Source organism: Spiroplasma sp. hyd1 (genome assembly GCF_016082235.1).
In the GTDB taxonomy this organism is placed as follows: Bacteria; Bacillota_I; Bacilli_A; order Mycoplasmatales; family Mycoplasmataceae; genus Spiroplasma; species Spiroplasma poulsonii.
This window is the reverse complement of the sequence record NZ_JXYY01000024.1, coordinates 1-18,018: the sequence shown is the minus strand read 5'-3', so window position 1 is coordinate 18,018 and position 18,018 is coordinate 1. Positions and strand designations below refer to the sequence as shown.

The 18,018-nt window shown below is 26.7% G+C and carries 14 protein-coding genes, 1 other RNA gene and 1 pseudogene; 14 read left to right on the top strand and 2 right to left on the bottom strand.

Annotated features, from left to right (window positions below; all coding sequences use genetic code 4):
• The 4 genes and pseudogenes from TS70_RS03695 to trmB form a co-directional block, all read left to right on the top strand.
• Positions 1-430 (top strand): annotated as a pseudogene (locus tag TS70_RS03695) (hypothetical protein); the annotation flags it as partial.
• Positions 431-478: 48 nt separating this feature from the next.
• Positions 479-910, top strand: a transfer-messenger RNA (tmRNA) gene (gene ssrA / locus TS70_RS03690).
• A gap of 116 nt (positions 911-1,026) precedes the next feature.
• Positions 1,027-3,066: an EAL domain-containing protein gene (locus TS70_RS08485; protein ID WP_198049445.1), complete on the top strand. Its 2,040-nt coding sequence runs from the start codon at positions 1,027-1,029 to the stop codon at positions 3,064-3,066.
• Positions 3,050-3,700 (top strand): tRNA (guanosine(46)-N7)-methyltransferase TrmB, encoded by a 651-nt coding sequence (gene trmB, locus TS70_RS03680; protein WP_198049444.1) that lies wholly within the window; start codon positions 3,050-3,052, stop codon positions 3,698-3,700. Before TS70_RS08485 ends, trmB begins: the two co-directional genes overlap by 17 nt.
• Here the strand turns inward: trmB and TS70_RS03675 are convergent.
• A complete protein-coding gene (locus tag TS70_RS03675; RefSeq protein ID WP_198049443.1) occupies positions 3,666-4,268 on the bottom strand; it encodes an IMPACT family protein in 603 nt (200 codons plus the stop codon). The genes trmB and TS70_RS03675 overlap by 35 nt on opposite strands.
• Positions 4,269-4,556: 288 nt before the next feature.
• Here TS70_RS03675 and TS70_RS03670 point away from each other — a divergent pair, with 288 nt between their 5' ends.
• The 10 genes from TS70_RS03670 (at position 4,557) to TS70_RS03625 (ending at position 16,688) form a co-directional block, all read left to right on the top strand.
• The gene (locus TS70_RS03670; protein ID WP_127092909.1) at positions 4,557-4,745 is read left to right on the top strand and encodes a hypothetical protein; all 189 of its coding nucleotides are present in this window, start codon (positions 4,557-4,559) and stop codon (positions 4,743-4,745) included.
• A 51-nt stretch (positions 4,746-4,796) separates the two neighbouring features.
• Positions 4,797-5,078: a hypothetical protein gene (locus TS70_RS03665; protein WP_040092523.1), complete on the top strand. Its 282-nt coding sequence runs from the start codon at positions 4,797-4,799 to the stop codon at positions 5,076-5,078.
• Between the two features lie 154 nt (positions 5,079-5,232).
• A complete protein-coding gene (locus tag TS70_RS03660; RefSeq protein WP_198049442.1) occupies positions 5,233-5,895 on the top strand; it encodes a uracil-DNA glycosylase in 663 nt (220 codons plus the stop codon).
• Positions 5,896-5,969: 74 nt separating this feature from the next.
• Positions 5,970-6,926, top strand: a complete 957-nt coding sequence (locus tag TS70_RS03655; RefSeq protein WP_198049441.1) for a hypothetical protein — start codon at positions 5,970-5,972, stop codon at positions 6,924-6,926.
• Between the two features lie 90 nt (positions 6,927-7,016).
• Positions 7,017-8,258 carry a serine hydroxymethyltransferase gene (glyA, locus tag TS70_RS03650; RefSeq protein ID WP_308699447.1) on the top strand — a complete coding sequence of 414 codons (1,242 nt, stop codon included), beginning with the start codon at positions 7,017-7,019 and terminating at the stop codon, positions 8,256-8,258.
• Positions 8,259-8,368: 110 nt separating this feature from the next.
• The gene (gene rplM / locus TS70_RS03645) at positions 8,369-8,809 is read left to right on the top strand and encodes a 50S ribosomal protein L13 (protein WP_040092527.1); all 441 of its coding nucleotides are present in this window, start codon (positions 8,369-8,371) and stop codon (positions 8,807-8,809) included.
• Between the two features lie 11 nt (positions 8,810-8,820).
• Positions 8,821-9,222 (top strand): 30S ribosomal protein S9, encoded by a 402-nt coding sequence (gene rpsI / locus TS70_RS03640; protein WP_040092528.1) that lies wholly within the window; start codon positions 8,821-8,823, stop codon positions 9,220-9,222.
• A gap of 122 nt (positions 9,223-9,344) precedes the next feature.
• Positions 9,345-13,199, top strand: a complete 3,855-nt coding sequence (locus tag TS70_RS08480; protein ID WP_198049439.1) for an AAA domain-containing protein — start codon at positions 9,345-9,347, stop codon at positions 13,197-13,199.
• Between the two features lie 16 nt (positions 13,200-13,215).
• A complete protein-coding gene (locus TS70_RS03630; protein WP_198049438.1) occupies positions 13,216-15,591 on the top strand; it encodes a hypothetical protein in 2,376 nt (791 codons plus the stop codon).
• Positions 15,591-16,688, top strand: a complete 1,098-nt coding sequence (locus TS70_RS03625) for a hypothetical protein (RefSeq protein WP_040092531.1) — start codon at positions 15,591-15,593, stop codon at positions 16,686-16,688. The genes TS70_RS03630 and TS70_RS03625 overlap by 1 nt, the downstream gene beginning before the upstream one ends.
• A 123-nt stretch (positions 16,689-16,811) precedes the next feature.
• Here the strand turns inward: TS70_RS03625 and TS70_RS03620 are convergent.
• Positions 16,812-18,018 (bottom strand): hypothetical protein (locus tag TS70_RS03620; RefSeq protein ID WP_232332416.1); only part of this gene is annotated, 1,207 nt, incomplete at its 5' end.

Sequence of the window (18,018 nt, the reverse complement as noted above, 5' to 3'; positions counted from 1 at the left end):
TTGCAATTTTTTAACAAGTAATGCAAGAAGTCTATTATTCCAAAGTTTGTTATGTATAATAAATTTAATTAGTAAAAATTACTATGAAATTACGATAAATTTATTTAAATTTGTTATTTTAATTGTTACACTTGTGTTGTTTAGTTACTTTTTTAGTAGTTTAAATGCCTATGTTCAATACTTGAATTTAAAAAATGATAATCCAACAGTTAAACCTAGCTTAATTGTTGAACGATTATTATTTTGATTACAAAAAGATTATTTACGAGGAATGGGCTTTTTCCTATTATTTCCTTTGGTTTTTAGTGGTTTTGATTTTATTCTTGATTGTTATGCCCTAACTCGTAATAGTTTCGCTCTTAAAACTGGGAAAGGAATTAAACGAGAGTATCATTTTAAACAGTTATGTCAGATCAAATCCGATGCATAAAAAGATTTTTATTTACTGTTGGGTAATTTGATAGTATAATTAAAGTATGGGGATGTTCTGGTTTCGACAGGAATGATCTACTAGTATCGGCAGTAGTTTGGCAGACTATAATGCTTCTGGGTTTGAAGAAACGCAAACAAAAAACAAAACGAAGACAAAGTTGAAATTCCAGCATTCATGATGAACAATCAATTTGCTGGTCAATTTCAAGCGTTAGCAGTTTAATTTCTCGTTGTTAGAGAATAGCTAGCCGTAATAATAGTTAATTGTAGGTTATTAACCATTATCGTATCTAAATACTTAATCTAATAGAAATTCTAATTGATAATGTTAGGGTTTTGAAAACAACTTATTATCTAGTTATTTAATTAGTTGTCTAGTCCTACTATTAAATAATGAAAGAAAGATGATTAGACTAAACTGTAGAAGATATTAGAAAGTTGTTTGTGGACGCGGGTTCAATTCCCGCCATCTCCACCATTTTTTATTTTAAGTCCTTTTTAAAACTTATTTTTAAGGGTGTAAATTTTAAAAAGTATTTAAAAGGAATGATATAATAAAAACAATGCATATATTTTTAAATGAGGTGAAAATAAGTGGGTAATATTTTAAGTATTATTTTTGTATATTTATTCTTTATACTTATTTTTACTTTTATTTATGTTTTTACCTGAGGTTTAGTTCGAAATTATTTTACTCGGTTTATGATTTATTACCAAGCAGTTATTGGTGGTGTTTTTGCCATTTTAGTTATTATTGCGCAAGGTTTGATTCTAGTTTTTGTCCCACCAAAAACAGGGGAAGCAAATACGATGATTGTTATTAATATCTTTTTGCCAATAATAGTTTGCTGAATGATTGGGGTTTTTATTTCTTATTTATCAACAATTTTATATACGATTATTATGTTTACTTTCTTATTTGGGGTGTTACCACATCTAACTAATAGCTATTTTTTATCTTTAACTGGAACATCTAATATTGTTATGGTTACAGTCCTTTATGGACTAAGTTTAATTATTATTTTTATTAGTTGATACTTTAAATGAACAAAATGAACAAGTTGGTCATTATTAGCATTAGCGTCGTTTATTACAACATCAATTATTATTTTAGTTCAATCTAGAATTATGGCTGTTTCAGCAAACTTAGTAAATGAATTATATGTTTTAGTGTGGATTACAATGAGTTATTTTGCTTATAGTATTTGTGCAATTATTGAATTAATTTATATTCATGCTTTAAAATTACAAAATATTATTGAATATGATCGAAACAGTTATGTTCGTGAAGCATTAGCACACGATGCTATTTATAATGTCATTCATAAAAATAAAATTCGACATGGAATTTATTTTACTTTTATGATTAATAATGTTGAAAAACTAGATCGTTTTTTAAGCAGCAATATTAAAAATAAAATTATTGACTTAATTTCAAACCAAGTTTTTACCTTATGAAAAGACCAAAATGTTTTATTTTTTAAGGCAAGCTTAAATCACTTTGGAATTTTTGTGCCCCTTAGTCAGGATGAAAAAATTAATATTGGTAATATTTTGCTACATAACAAAAGCAAATTACGACCAGAAACTGATTTATTAAAAGAATTTGAAATTTTATTAGGACAAGTTAATACTAGTTTTATTTTTAAAAAATACAAAATAATTGTTAAATTACAAGGTTATGCTTCATTATATGGTTTGCAATCGAATGATTTAAATAAGTTAAAAGAATATAATATTGCTACTGCTGATAATCGTTTAAACATTGAATATTTAAATCAAATTATTTTTGTTGATCCGGGACATATTAAGGAGTTATCAAATCAAAAACGCAGTATTTTAGCTTTAAATGAACATACGCAATTAGAAAAGATTGTTAGTTTATATTTGCCAATTGTTAATGTCACTGATGATTTTAAATTAGTATACCATTATAGTAATAACTTGGTTAATGGTGTTGATAGCGATCTAATGTTTACCAAGAATATTAGTAATTTTAGAGGACTTGTTCATGAAACAATGTTAGCACGTTTTAATGCTGCTTTAAACATTAAAAATTTTCAAAAGTTAGATAATTATTTAGAACAAAAATTATTTATTACTTATCCAGCTAGTTTTATTGCTGGTGAGCAGTTTAACTTAAAAAAATTTGCAACAAAATTAATTGAATTAAAAATTAAACCTTCGAATTTAATTTTAACGTTTGATTTAATGGAAACTGGTTTTGACCCAGAACAATTTAAACAAAATTTAACGGCAATTAAAAACATTGGAATTGAGGTGGCAGTTAAAAACTTTGGTGGAATTGATACTGAATTAAATAGTTTGTATTATTATGAGCCTAATTATGCTATTTTTGCCCCAACCATTATTCGAGAAATGTTTATTCATTTACATTATCAAAACTTAATTAAGGAATATATTATTTTAGCAAAAAAAATTGATGTTATTTTAATTGCGCCACAAGTTAATAGTTACTTAGGATATAGTAAATTAAAAGAACTAAAAATTGATTATATGTTTGGTTCATTGTTTGGTACTTATGATGAACCACAATTGGAAGTTAGTCGTGAGATAAAATTAGCATTATTAAAAAATAAAATGAAAGGGTCACAAGATGAGACTAAGATATAAGCCTTGAGCAGAAGAATATATTGAAAGCAATCCAACGGTTACCTTACAGAATCCAGAAAATTATCAAGGACAATGAGCAAAAACTGTTTTCAAAAATAACCATCCCTTAAACATTGAAATTGGAACAGGAAAGGGTGAATTTATTGTTACTTTAGCAAAAAAATATCCAGAACAAAATTTTTTAGCAATTGAACGGTATCCTTCAGTTATGGTTTTAGCGTTAAAGAAAATTGTTGCTGAAAATTTACCAAATTTAAAAATTATTGCTTTTGATGCCACTATGTTATTAGACATTTTTGCGCCCCAGGAAGTTAATAGAATTTATTTAAATTTTTCTGACCCATGGCCAAAAGTACGCCACGAAAAGCGGCGTTTAACTAACATAAAATTTTTAGAATTCTACCAATTAATTTTACAAACAAATGGTGAAATTCATTTTAAAACAGATAATGATCAGTTATTTGCTTATTCGTTAGAATCCTTTCAAACAAATAACTGAAAAGTTATTGATTACACGACTGATTTATATGATAGTAAGTATCTTGAAAATAATATTCCAACCGAATATGAACGTCGTTTTGTACAACTTGGAAAAAATATTAACTATCTTTATGTTCAGAAAGAATTAGATTAATCGCATTATTGTTTGTTCATAAAGTTAAACGAGGGATTTCTGTGGTTGCAAGACTAAATGTATAACTAATTGATTCGTTAAAAGTTTTTTTAATTTTAATGTTTGAATAATGATAAGTTAAATACTCATCAACAAGTTTAATTTTACTAATAGGAAATTGAATAATAATTTCTTTTGTTTCTAAAAAAGGGATTAATTCACTATTTTTTAAATTCATTTTAACACTATTTGCATAAGCACGAATTAACCCGCCGGCCCCTAATTTAATACCTCCAAAATAGCGAATAACTAAACAGACAACATTGGTAAGATGATGATGTAATAAAATATCTAAAATTGGTTTGCCAGCAGTATTGCTTGGTTCGCCATCATCGTATTTTCGCATAATATTTTGATTTTTTCCGATAATATATGCATAACAATTATGATTTGCATTTAATTGCTGGTTTGTTTTAATAAAAGCAAGGGCTGCTTGTTCAGAAGTAACTTTTTGTAGCAAACAAATAAAACGTGACTTTTTAATGGTCATTTCTCCAATAATTATTTTGTTTTCTTTTAGTTCTTGCATTTCTTCACCACTTTATTTTGCTTTCTTAATTTTTGATAAAGATTTTCATATTTTTTATAAAATTATTTTATAATAATTTAAAATAAATGTTAGCATTCTTTGTTGTTTTTCTTACTATTTATTTGATAGATAATCTTAATGTTTGTTTTCATTTTAGGCAAAGTTTCTTTTAACCATAATTTATTTGATAACTTGGTTATACGCTATTGGAAATAAAAAATTTAACAACAAAAGAAAAACAAATATAATAAAAATATTAAATAAACAGTGGGAGGAAAAATAAAAAATATGAAGAAAATATTAAGTATATTAGATACAATATCTTTAACTGGACTTGGAACAGCAAATAGTGTTGCTTGTAAAAATCAATTTTCAGAAAGCGATCAAGCCTATATTAATTCATTTTTTATGAGCAGTTTATTTTTTAACGTAGATTCTACTAAAATGGCAAAATGTAGCGGGGCGGAGATTAGCTAATATAGTGTAGATTTAAAACCTAGTATAGGAGTTAAAATTAATAAAGATAATATGAAAAATATAATAAAAACCGATGATTTCTCAAACAAAGATGGTGTAATTAGTTATTTAATTCAAGAATATGAAAAAATATCAAATGGTTTAAATATTAAATTAGAAAATAACATTTGAAATTTTACCAATGTACAGATAATTGATAATAAAGAGAATGGAAAAAGTAAATTCGTGCTTTATTGTAAAACCCAAAAATTTAATCTTGACGTAGATTTATTATTAAAATATAATTCAAAAAATTATAATTATAAGTTAGTTTTTAAATCCAATAGCATTTAAAGAATTAATAATATTAAAATATTTAATGTTTTTAAAACATCAAAGGTTTTAGTTCAAGAATCATTGGATTTAAAAAAGTTTTTGATATAATTAATTTGCAAAAAATAAATACTAATAATTACAATATTTCAGACAAGTAATAGGAGATAAAATAATGTGAATAAAGTATGCAGTTGGTTGGAGAGAGTTTTTTGATAATGAAATTAAAAAACCATATTTTCAACAATTGTTAAAAAATATTGATAATGAATATGAAAAAAATATTTGTTATCCCCAAAAAACCGATATTTTTCGATTATTTACTTTAATTGAACCAAAAGATATTAAAGTTGTAATTATTGGTCAAGACCCATACCATGGCCCTGGCCAAGCTAATGGATTAGCTTTCAGTGTTAGTAGTGGTATTAAAAACCCACCAAGTTTAGTTAATATTTTTCATGAATTAAAAAAGGATTTAGGGGTTGACCATCATGCTAGTGGTAATTTAGAACATTGAGTTAAAGAAGGTGTTTTTTTATATAATACAATTGGTAGTGTTGTTACCAAAACGCCACTGAGTCATAAAGATATTGGTTGAACAACTTTTAGCCAAAATTTAATTATTTATTTAAATCAAATTCACGATGACATTATTTATGTTTTATGGGGCAATTATGCAAAACAATATAGTGAGTATATTACTAACAAAAGTAATATTATTAAGGGATCACACCCGTCACCTTTTAGCTATAACTTGTTTAAAGATCAACAATTTTTTATAAAAATTAATAATTTACTTTTAAAAAATAAAAAAAACATAATTGAATGAAAAATGTAATGTATAATTGTATTATGTAAAATATTGACTCCACAAAAGCTTTATTTTATCAACATGTAGATTGCGGGGATATTATGAGTTTATTAACAATATTTAGCGATATATCGAAAATCTTGTATAGTAATAAAATGGCATATATTGCTAGTGGGGTAATAGGCGCACTTTTTGTCATATATTGTGTTTATAATGGTTTGTATTATTTAATCAATCCTAAACGTTATCATGGGATTCGTTTTACAACAAAAAATATCGCATATATTACAATGTTAGCTGCAGTATCAGCAACGGTTACAATTATTATTTCCGTAACAGTCCCAATTACTGTTTTTCCACCCGTTCGGATTGCTTTTGAAGGATTAATGGTAAAAATTAGTGGTTTTATCTTTGGCCCAATTGTCGGTTTATTGTCGGGGGTAATAACAGATTTAATTGTTATGTTATTTGTTCCTTCCTATGTCCATGTTGCTTACATTATTGTTATTGTTTCATATGGGTTTTTGTCGGGATGTGCATCATCAATTAATCGCGCTGTTGGAAAACATAAATGAGTTCTATTTATGTTAACAAATATTTTTATTATAATTTTTGGAACTTTTGCTGGGGTAATGACTTGATATTCACCAGTAGAAACAATTACCTTATTTGCTGGTTTAGAGGTTAGTAAGGTTGTCTTAATTTATATTATTGGGTTTGGAACAGGAGGAACAATTGTTATTATTTGAATAATAATGTTTGTTTATCGCTACTTTGATAAAACCAAAAAACGCTACTGAGATTTAGTAGCCATTATTATGTTGGCTGTTATTAATGAATATTGAGTCACCACGCTAATATCCGCCTGGGGGGATATTGCGTTCTTAACAGTTTCACAAAATAAAACAAGTGGAACGGATGGTTATGGAGTGACAATGATTTCGCGATTGGCAATGGCCCCATTAAAAGTTTTATTTAATTCAGCAATTATTTATATTACTTATCGGGCTGTTTCACCATTGATTCATAAAGATACCAATGCCAGTTTACAATATTAAAAGATGATGAAAAAATAACTTTATTTAAGTTATTTTTTTTATTTATAACTATATAATGATAATAGAAAAAATAGAATGGAGATGAAAATAATGAAAGTAAATCCGCAAATTAAAGAATTAATTAACTTAGAATTAAAGCGGCAACAAGACCATATTGAATTAATTGCTTCAGAAAATTATGTTAGTGAAGCAGTTTTAGCTGTTACAGGTTCAATTTTAACAAACAAGTATGCTGAAGGATATCCGTTTCATCGTTATTATGGAGGGTGTGAATATATTGACCAAATTGAGCAATTAGCAATTGATAAAGTAAAAGAACTATTTCAAGCAGAACACGCTAATGTTCAAGCCCATTCTGGTAGTCAAGCAAATGCATCAGCCTATTATGCATTATTACAACCACACGATACGATTTTAGCAATGGATTTAGCTGCTGGAGGACATTTAACGCATGGACATAAAGTTAATTTTTCTGGTCGCTTATATAATTTTTGCAGTTATGGTGTTGATCCAAAAACAGAAATGTTAGATTATGATGCAATTGAAAAAATTGCGGTGGAAGTTAAACCAAAATTAATTGTTGCTGGAGCAAGCGCTTATTCGCGTGAAATTGATTTTAAAAAGTTTCGCGTTATTGCTGATAAAGTTGGTGCTTTATTAATGGTTGATATGGCTCATATTGCTGGTTTAGTTGCTGCTGGATTACACCAGTCACCAATCCCATATGCTGATGTTGTTACTTCAACAACACATAAAACATTACGTGGCCCACGTGGTGGTTTAATTTTATCAAAACAAAAATGAGCAAAGAAAATTGATGGTGCTGTTTTTCCTGGTAATCAAGGAGGACCGTTAGAACATGTAATTGCGGCAAAAGCGCAATGTTTTTTAGAAGCATTAGAGCCCTCATTTAATCAATATCAAGCTGAAATTGTAAATAATGCAAAGGTTTTAGCAACAACTTTAAAAGGAAAAAATCTTCGTTTAGTTGCTGATGGGACAGATAATCATTTATTAATGGTTGATGTAAAAAGCAGTTTGGGAATATCAGGACAACAAGCAAAAGAGATTTTACAAAAAATTGGTATTATCTGTAATAAAAATATGATTCCTTTTGACCAAGAATCACCTGTTGTTACAAGCGGGATTCGTTTAGGAACAGCAGCAATGACAACACGTGGTTTTGGGAGCAAAGAATTCCAACAAATTGGGGAAATAATTTATTATGTGTTGAAAGAACCCACTGATGAAAATATTGCAAAATATCAAAACGAAGTTAAAAAACTTTTGCATGATTTTCCAATTTATTCAAATTGACATTTAACAACATAATTAATTTGGAAATATCAGTTTAAATTGTTGCTTATCCTTGCTTTTTTAGTTATAATATTACTGCTTTATACATTGGACCCTGGTACGGAATAATGTTAGGAGGCAGTGGCATGAGACAAACTACTATCTTGAATTCAGCAAAAGTTGAAAAGAAATGATATGTTATTGATGCTCAAGGTCTAGTTTTAGGACGTTTAGCAAGCAAAGTCGCAATGATCTTAAAAGGAAAAAATAAACCAGCGTATACGCCGCACGTTGATTGTGGTGATAATGTTATTATTCTTAATGCTGATAAAGTTAATTTTTCAGGAAATAAATTAAAGGGTAAAATTTATTATCATCATTCACAACACCCAGGTGGGTTAAAACGAACAACAGCAAAAGATATGCTAGTTAAAAAACCAATTTATCCAGTTGAACACGCAATTAAAGGAATGTTACCAAAAAATAAATTAGGAAGTAAATTATTTCGTAATTTATTCGTTTATGCTGGTAACGAACATCTCCATGAAGCACAACAACCAATTAAGTTAGAATTAACTGATAAATAAAAGGAGCGGGTATGGCAAAAAAACAAGAAGTTATTTATCGTGGGACAGGAAGAAGAAAATCTTCTATTGCCCAAGTTGTATTGACTCCTGGTAAAGGAAATGTGGTTGTAAATGGGAAACCAGCGTTAGAATTTTTCCCATATGCAACATTAGTGCAGGATTTGGAACAACCTTTAGAAATTACTGGTGTAAAATCAGAATTTGATATTCGTGTTAAAGTATCTGGTGGTGGTTTTACCGGACAAGCGGGAGCAACAAGACTAGGAATCGCAAGAGCACTAGTTGAAGCTTCACAAGATTATAAAACCTTATTAAGACATGCGGGAATGCTAACTCGTGATGCTCGTATTAAAGAACGTAAAAAATATGGGTTACACGGAGCGAGAAGAGCACCACAATACTCAAAAAGATAGGTATTTTTATCAAGAGAATATTTCAAAAATATTCTCTTTTTTATTTTCATTGTTTTTAATCGCTTTGATTGTTATCTAATATAAGTTTAGTATAATTATATATGGATAAGAGGGGTGGACTAATGGCATTAACAAAATTTACAATTCAAGGGGATAAATTTAATGGTAAGAATTTATTATTAAATTTATACTTTTTAACAAATGCGAAGAGTAAATTTACTGATGATGATGTTAAGAACCTCCGTTTAAAAAATATTACAACAGTGAATGGATTAGATCTTTTTTTAAAAAAGGAGATCTATATCGCTGATTTTTTTGTTAGTTTAATTAATGATCAAGCAAAGATTAAAAAAGATAAAAAAGGCGAAACAAAAGAACTGTATGATATTTTAATTCGCTTTAAATCAATTTCGGGTTTTGATGATATTTTAGATCCAAACTTATCGTTAACAATTCTTGGTGATATTGACCCACAAATTGGAATTGTTAATGTTAAAAACATCTTTTTAACAGCAATGGAAAAAGAGAAACAAGAATTTGAGACAACGGCAACGACTGTTGTCTTAGAAATAGCGGATAATTTTCGAATTGATGAAGCAAGATTACGAACTATTTTTGATTCAAATGTTTTTGCTAATATGAAGTTCTTAATTTCATCTTTTTCTGAAGAAAAAGAACGCTGATTACAATATCTTCAATTTCAAAGCCAGAATTTAGAATATAAGCGTAATAATTCATGCTTATATTTAACACGGAAATTAACAGAATATGTGAAAATCCCAAAAACAGTTGCAGCAGTGGAAACTTTTCATGATGCTCGTTTTTTAACACCTAATTTTTGGTATGTTAATAAAAAGCATTTTATTAATAAAAGTATCAAGATTAATCCTTCTTATGAAGAAGTAATTGTTATTGAGTTAGAATTAATTTTAGATGATTTTAATAAGTATCGTGTTTTAGAAGGATTAAATAATTTAAGTATGACGGGATTGCAAATTAATCGAACATATCAAAAAGAAAACTCCTTAACATTGTTTACTTTTAATTTTAGTGATAGTTATGCGCAAGATGGCACCGATATTTATGATTTAGGTTTTAATATTGCAACAACAAAAGAACAACAAAAACCGGATCTTAATGTAATTAAGGAAATAATGAAACTTTATATGATTGAAAATAATATTACAAAAGAGAAAGAAATTGATCCAGCAACAATTAAATTAGTTGCTGAGCATTTAAGTAAATATCAAATTATTAATTGCTTTTATGAAATAAAAAATGATGATGATATTTCAACAAAAGAATTAACAAACATTATTCCTCAGTATGGTTATTTAACTTATATTGGAAAAGGAGATTCAACTTTAATTCGCCGTAGTAATATCATTTTAGATAAAATTAGTAAAAATGATGTTGCTAACCCTTATTTAATTAATTATATTTTTAATATTGAAGATGTTAAATTAAAATCACAGCATCATTTAATTGCGTTAGAACAATTACATTTTGCTTCGACTAATTTGAATTTAAATCAAAAAAAAGCATTAGTAAAAGCACTTAATTCTCAAGACATTTTCTTATTGCAAGGACCTCCGGGAACAGGGAAAACTGAGTTTATTGCTGAATTAGTTTATCAGTATGCTAAACTTGGGAAAAAGGTTTTAATATCTTCTCAAAATCATACTGCAATTGATAATGTTTTAGCAAGATTATATAAAACACCAATGTTAGTGCCATTACGTTTAACCGGAGAAGAAGTTCGTAAAAAAAATCGTTTTAATGATTTTAATCCGGATAAATTAATTTTTAATAATTATCGTTTTATTTATTCGCATTTAATGCGCCAATATTTAACAAAATGAAATGCGATTGATTATGATTATGAAAATCAGAAGAAGGAATTACAAAGTCTTAAAGCTCGGGCAAAGATGCTTGAAAAAGAAATTAAAGATTATAACACTTGAACACAAAAGGTAAATGAATTAGTTGCTGAACAAGAAAGATTAGGCAATCAAAAATTAGAATATCAAACTAATAATCGAAAATTAAAAGTTGAAATTAATAATATTGATAATATGATAGAGTTTTTAGGCAACTTAAGTTGAGAAGGAATTATTACCGCAACGGCGGACTTAGTTGAATTATTTAATAAATATTTTGGAACTTTAATTCAAGAAAAGTTAGGTTTTCAATTTGACGAATCATATTCATTAACAAGTACTTATCAACAATTATTAACAAAATCAGGAACTGTTGATCCATTATTGGTAAAAAAAGAACAAGAATTAACAGAATTAAATAACGTTAGGCAAGAATTCCGCGATGATGCATGAATTGAGAAACTTCAAGCGGCGCAAAATGAAATTACGGAGTTAAAACAAGAGAATGTTATTTATCAAAACTTACAACAAAAATTTAAAAACGATCTGTTAAAATTAAAAACACATTATGAAGAACAAATTAATAATAATGAAAAATTAATGAATCAAATTGATGTTAGTAAAAATGCTCAAGAAATATCATATTTAGAAGTAGACATTGCAGCATTACGTAATCGCATTGATGCTTTGAAAATCGAAATTGAAAATATTGTTAATAGTATTAATCATATTTTTAATTTAAATTTAGTTGTAAAAGATATTACTGCGACAATTAATGAAATTGATAAGGTCATTAATGGCATTGATCATGATATGAATACTATTATTAATGAAAAAGCAACAAAAGGTAATTTTGTTAATAATATGATTACTTTCTTAGATAGAAATTATAATATTGCCGCTTTTTTAAACCAAGAAGGAATTCAAAATGATCGTTTTACTCCAGCAATGGAACGCGACACTGTTAACTATGCTAATCAGTTTTTGCAAGACAGTGTTAATGTTGTTGCAATGACCGCAACTTCAAATCAATCATATGCCCAAAGTAAAAATAAGGTTTTACAAGATTATAATATTGCTGATATTGATATTAAAAAATTTGGGTTCGATGTTGTTGTCATTGATGAAGTAAGTAAATTAACACCAATGGAAATTTTTATGCCGCTAGTATATGGTAAAGCGGTGGTTCTAGTTGGTGATTATCGTCAGTTACCACCAATTATGCCGTATCGTGAAGAAGATGTTGCTTTGATTAATGATAATTATAATGAAAATTATAGTTATCATGATTTCTTAGAGTTAGTAACTAATTCAATGTTTAAAAAGATTATTTCAAAATGTGACGATTCTGTTAAAGAAATTTTAGTTAATCAGTATCGTAGTCATGAAGATATTATGCGAATTGTTAATGTGTTTTATGAAAACCAATTACAATTAGGAGATCAAGAAAATCAAAATAACGAAAAACAACATTATGTTACCGCTGAAAATGAGAAGGGTTTAAAAATTTTTGATAGTAAAAAAGCAATTTATTGAATTGATTCAACAAAAGATGAAAACCAAAACTTTGTTTATGAACAAGGTGAAAGTGGTAGTACCAGTCTTTTTAATTGATTAGAAATTAATTTAACGATTAAAACTCTTATGTTAATTGATACAGGATATAATGATTTAACTGCGAAGTTAAAAAAACAACCAAAAGTAGCGGTGATTAGTTTTTATGGATTGCATGTAAAAAAATTACGGAAAACTATTAGTAATTTAAAGTTTAAAAATATTAAAGTTGAAGTCTCAACTGTTGATGATTATCAAGGACGAGAAACAGAAATAGTTATTGTTAATACTGTTCGTCATCCACAATGGCAACTTAATGCTAATAAAGAATTTGTTAAAAAGTATGAACGGTTAAATGTTGCCTTTTCTAGGACAAAAAATATGTTAATTATTATTGGAGCAATTAATTTCTTTGCTAATATTGATGTTGAGATTCCAACGATTATTAATCCAAATGTAACAACCACAATTAAAGCATATTATGAAATTTTACGAATTATTGATAATTATGGTCTTATTTGACATGCAAAAGATTTATTATAGAAGTTAGAGGTAGAAAATGAAATTAGGAGTAGTTAAAATCTATAAAAACTGAAAAAAATTAACAACAATTGTTAGTTATCAAACACCAAAAAGACCATCCTTTTTTCAGTATGTCATTTTAAATGCTATTGCTAATTATCCAGATAAAGAAAAGTCGTTAGCTAATATTTTACGAGATGAATTACAAATTTTTAATCATAAAATTTACGCTGAATGTTTAAAGGATTTAATTGAAAAAGAAAACACAATTGAAATTAATTCACAAGGGTCATTAAATTATTTGGCTAATACTTATGCTGAACAAGAATGAATTGATCGTGCAATTGGAATTTTTTATATTTCAAAAGAAGCACTACAAGCCTTAGAAAAAGGTTATTTGTTAAGTAAAAACAATAACCGTGAAGCAACAATTGATTTTATTTTTGATATTTTTACAAATGAACGATATATTAATAATGAACATTTACTCTTAATAGAAAAAATTAATAATAATGCTTTAACAATTTTTTCAGAACATGAAGTAACAATTACGGGTGATGATTTATTTAAATTCTTAGAAAAATATAAAACTAGTCCTAATAAATATAATATGTTTAATAATGATACAACATTTACTTCAATTCGAAAGCAACAACAAACAATTAAACATGATAATAAAGAAGTTAATAAATTATTATCTGATGTTTATGAAACAAAGGAAGTTGTGCTAACTTTAACAACTTTTAAAGATATTAAAATGCAAGTTATGAATGATAAAAATTTGCAAGAAATTATTGATAATAATATTAATTTACGAACAAAAATTTTAGATTATTTTTTAACAACAATGACAGAAGATTTAACAACTGATTTTAATTTAAATATTCAAAAGATTGCAGCAAATACGCTAGAAAGTGATTATCAACAAGACCCTCGTCATATTACTTCAACATTGATAAATCCTCGAATTTTGATTATTAATGCAGCAAATGTTAATCCAAAAGCAGTTTTAAATCATAAATATTATTTTGATAATGATATTCGTTGTGTTATTTTTGTTAATGCTGATCATAGTACTAAGATAAGTGATTTAACCGCTTCAATTCCAATTTTTTATTTAGATAAAACCATTTTACCAATACATGATCATTTTTTGACATTATTTATTAATGATAAAAACGAGACAGAATGTTATGCCTTACAACCAACAGAGTTAATAATGTTAAATCGTAAAATTATCACTGCCCAAAAATTTTTATCAAATTATAGCAACCTCTTATTTAAAAAAATTTTACAAAATTTACAAACTGTGTTGAAAAATGAACAAGGAAATATTTATGAAACAATTCACGGTAATAAAGTTAATGACCTCTTTATTTATTGTTATTTAATTGATCTATTAAATCAAAATGACAATGCTTTTGATGATATTTTAAAAAATATTAGTACAAATAATTTTCAAAATAAGATTTCAATTTTATCCAAATGTGAGCAAATTTTAACTAATTTTACTTTAAGACCAAATTATTTTACAAAGATGCATACCCTTTTAATTACGGCGATAAAACAAGAAGCCAAAGACCAGCAAAATATTGTTAAAGCGTATCAAGTTTTAACAAACAATGATTTGTTAGCAAGTAAAGAAGCTTTAAATATGCTACAAGAACTTTACCATCAAGATAATGTTACGTTAAAACAACTATTAGAACTAACTAATGTTGCAAGTTCAACAACTATTGAAAAAATTTGAAATCAAAATTTATTTGCTATTTTAACTAAATTCCTTTTTGCGCTTAATAATGATAATTTGCACCATGAGTTATTTGAAGAAATTAGTACAACAAATTTAAGTAAAAATATTACTTTATTAGTTAATTTGTATGGTTATGCGGAAGAATATCTAAAATATTTTACTGAAATGAAAAAACGAGAGACAAGTAATCTACAGCGTCATTGAGAGGAAATTTGAACTAAGGTTGCAATCATTAGCGAACGCTTTAAAAATATTAATCATGGTGATGATTTAACAATTGAATTATTAGGATCATTATCACAATTAGAAACGAGATACAAAGCTATTAAGTTTAAAGATATGTTTAATTCTGAACCAAAATTTCAAGAATACCTTGATTTTTGCTACTTTGATAAAGCAGCATTATATTTAATAAATATCTTAGAAGAAAAAATTACTGCTATGCTAAAGGCAAAAGACCATCGTTTAAAAGCAATTAATGAAAAATTATTTGTTTGCAAGGATCTTTTGGATAAAAGTAAACAAAAACAAATTATGACAATATATTATGAATTACGATTGTACTTATATTGTGAAAAAGCGCGCGATGAGCGAAATGATAATAAAAACCGCGATGCATTAAAAAAACTACAAAAAGAAATAGAAGAGGTGTTAAATTAATGAGTATGAGTGTTGAACAGGTAATGTATAATTACCAAAAAAAAATCGAAAGATTAAGTTTAAATATTAATTTTGTTAAAGAAAACTTACAATTATTATTACAACAATTAAAAAATATTGATGCTAGTGGATTAAACTGCCAAGCAATTGAACAGTATTTACAAGAGCTAAATCAAATTTTAGTTGATTTAGAAACTAATCCATTGGTTGATGAATTTCAAAAGGTTAAACATGTTGATTTAGAATTAGCAAAACGAGTTAACTTTTTCTTAGAACAAAAAACATTACGTTTAGCAGAAATTCAACAAAAAATTGAAGTGCTAAAAGTAAAAGTTGTTGAAGACGAAACAAAACAACGCTTAGTGAATTTAAAAAATCGTGTTAATTTAAATTATCAAACATTAGAGCAAAAACTACTAGGAATGTTTGATGATAATGCTTCAAAAGCTTTTATTATGAATTTTTTTAAATCAAATAAAAATCAGCTTGTTAATCTAGATCCAAATACAATTTCAGAGCTTGTTCAAGATAAGATTAATAACTATCGTGCTTCAATAGACTTTATGAAAAATCAATATCTTAATAGTTTTAAAGCCCAAATTGGCGATGATAAATTTATTAATGCTGAATTAGGACCGGTGTTAGAGGAATTCAGTCAAACTAGTGTTAATGATACTAATTCTTTAAATCAAAAAGCATTGGATTTACAAAATAAAATTATTAGTCAACAATTAGATGAATCAGCACGAAAACATGCAATTGCTGCAATCTTGCAAGCAATTCAAAAACGTGGTTTTATTGTTGATAATAATGATATTCGAATTACAAAGGAAAATGACGATAGTCTTGTTATTGTCTATGCTAAAAAAGTGACAGGAGAAGAAGCAATCTTTAAAGTATATCTTGATGGTCGTTTTACTTACAAATTTGAAGGTTATGAAGGTCACGCCCATAATGTTGATGAACAACCATTTGTTAATGATTTATCAATGTATGATGTATCATTATCAAAAGAAATGAAAAAGACATATTTAAATCCAGATAAGATTATGAACCAAGCTAAAATACAAATCGATAGTAAAACAAAAAAGAAATAAGATAATAATTATGACATTTATTCAAGTATTAGTAGGCAAAGTAAAAATGTATTAAAAGGACCAATTTATATTACTCCTTTTAATACATTTTTCAATTATTTTTTATTTAGATAAGTACCATCTTTATTTATATTTAAAGTGTTTTAAAAAATAATATAACCCAATTGTTGGTAAGATAAATATAATTGTCATTGGAAAAACTAATGGCCAAGTTGGACGGGTATATATGATATTATCTCAGTCCAAATTATATATAATTCCGTTTAGTTTATGCCAATTAAATTCATTATTAAAAAAATTAGAATAACCTCAACTATGATAGAAATTATCGTCGTTAATTAATTTAGCAGCAGTTAAAGTATATTGACTAAATAAGTTAAGGGCAAGAATTCCTGTTTTATATTTATTACTTTCAGCAACTTTTTTATAGTCCTCAATATATTTTGAAAAATTAATGAATAGTGTGTGCCCAGGCACATTTTGAGGTTGTTGTAAAATACTAGTTATTATTGTTTGAGTATTGAGAGCATATTTTTTTTCAATTTCCATAAACATATTTTTTTGAAATTGCCAGCTATAGCGATACCCTCATAGAATCGGATTTGTCGTAATATTGGGGTTTATTCCAAATGTATTTTGTTGGTAAAACATTTGATAAATCTCAATTTTTATAGAAAATTCCTTTGAAAGAATAATTTGAGGATTTTCCAAATGACTTTGCGGGTGAATTATTTTAACATCTTGATTAACATCAAAAAGTAGTTCCTTTTTTAAATCATTAAAGTGGACTGCCTCTGAAAGAAAACCACCTTGTAATATTTTTTGATAATTATTTTTTTCTAAATAATTATTTATAATTTGATGAAATTGATTGCCATCATTTTTATTAATGGCATCGTAAATTTTAGTATATATATCATTAGATTTAAAAAGATTAATTTCTGTGTGCTTGTTTGCCTTAATTATGTTGGTAACATTATAGTCTGCTGCTGAAAAATAATGCTTGATATTTTTTGCCGTCATAAGTCAAGGTGTTATTAAAACAATGATTGTTAAAAATAATGTTATTAAAGTTATAACACTTTCTTTTAAAAAATGACTAGCAATGATGATAATAAATCAAAATAATGGTAATGAGATAAAAGAAATCAAGATTCCAACACCATAGAGTTTTAAAAAAATTAAAGTATGTGGTCATGATGTTATTAACAAGTAAAATACTGTTGTAATACTAAAAATAATAACATTGTATACTGTAAAACTAAGTCATAAAAAGTTAATAAAATTATAACAAATTAAAAATAAAAATCAATAATTACAAAAAATATTA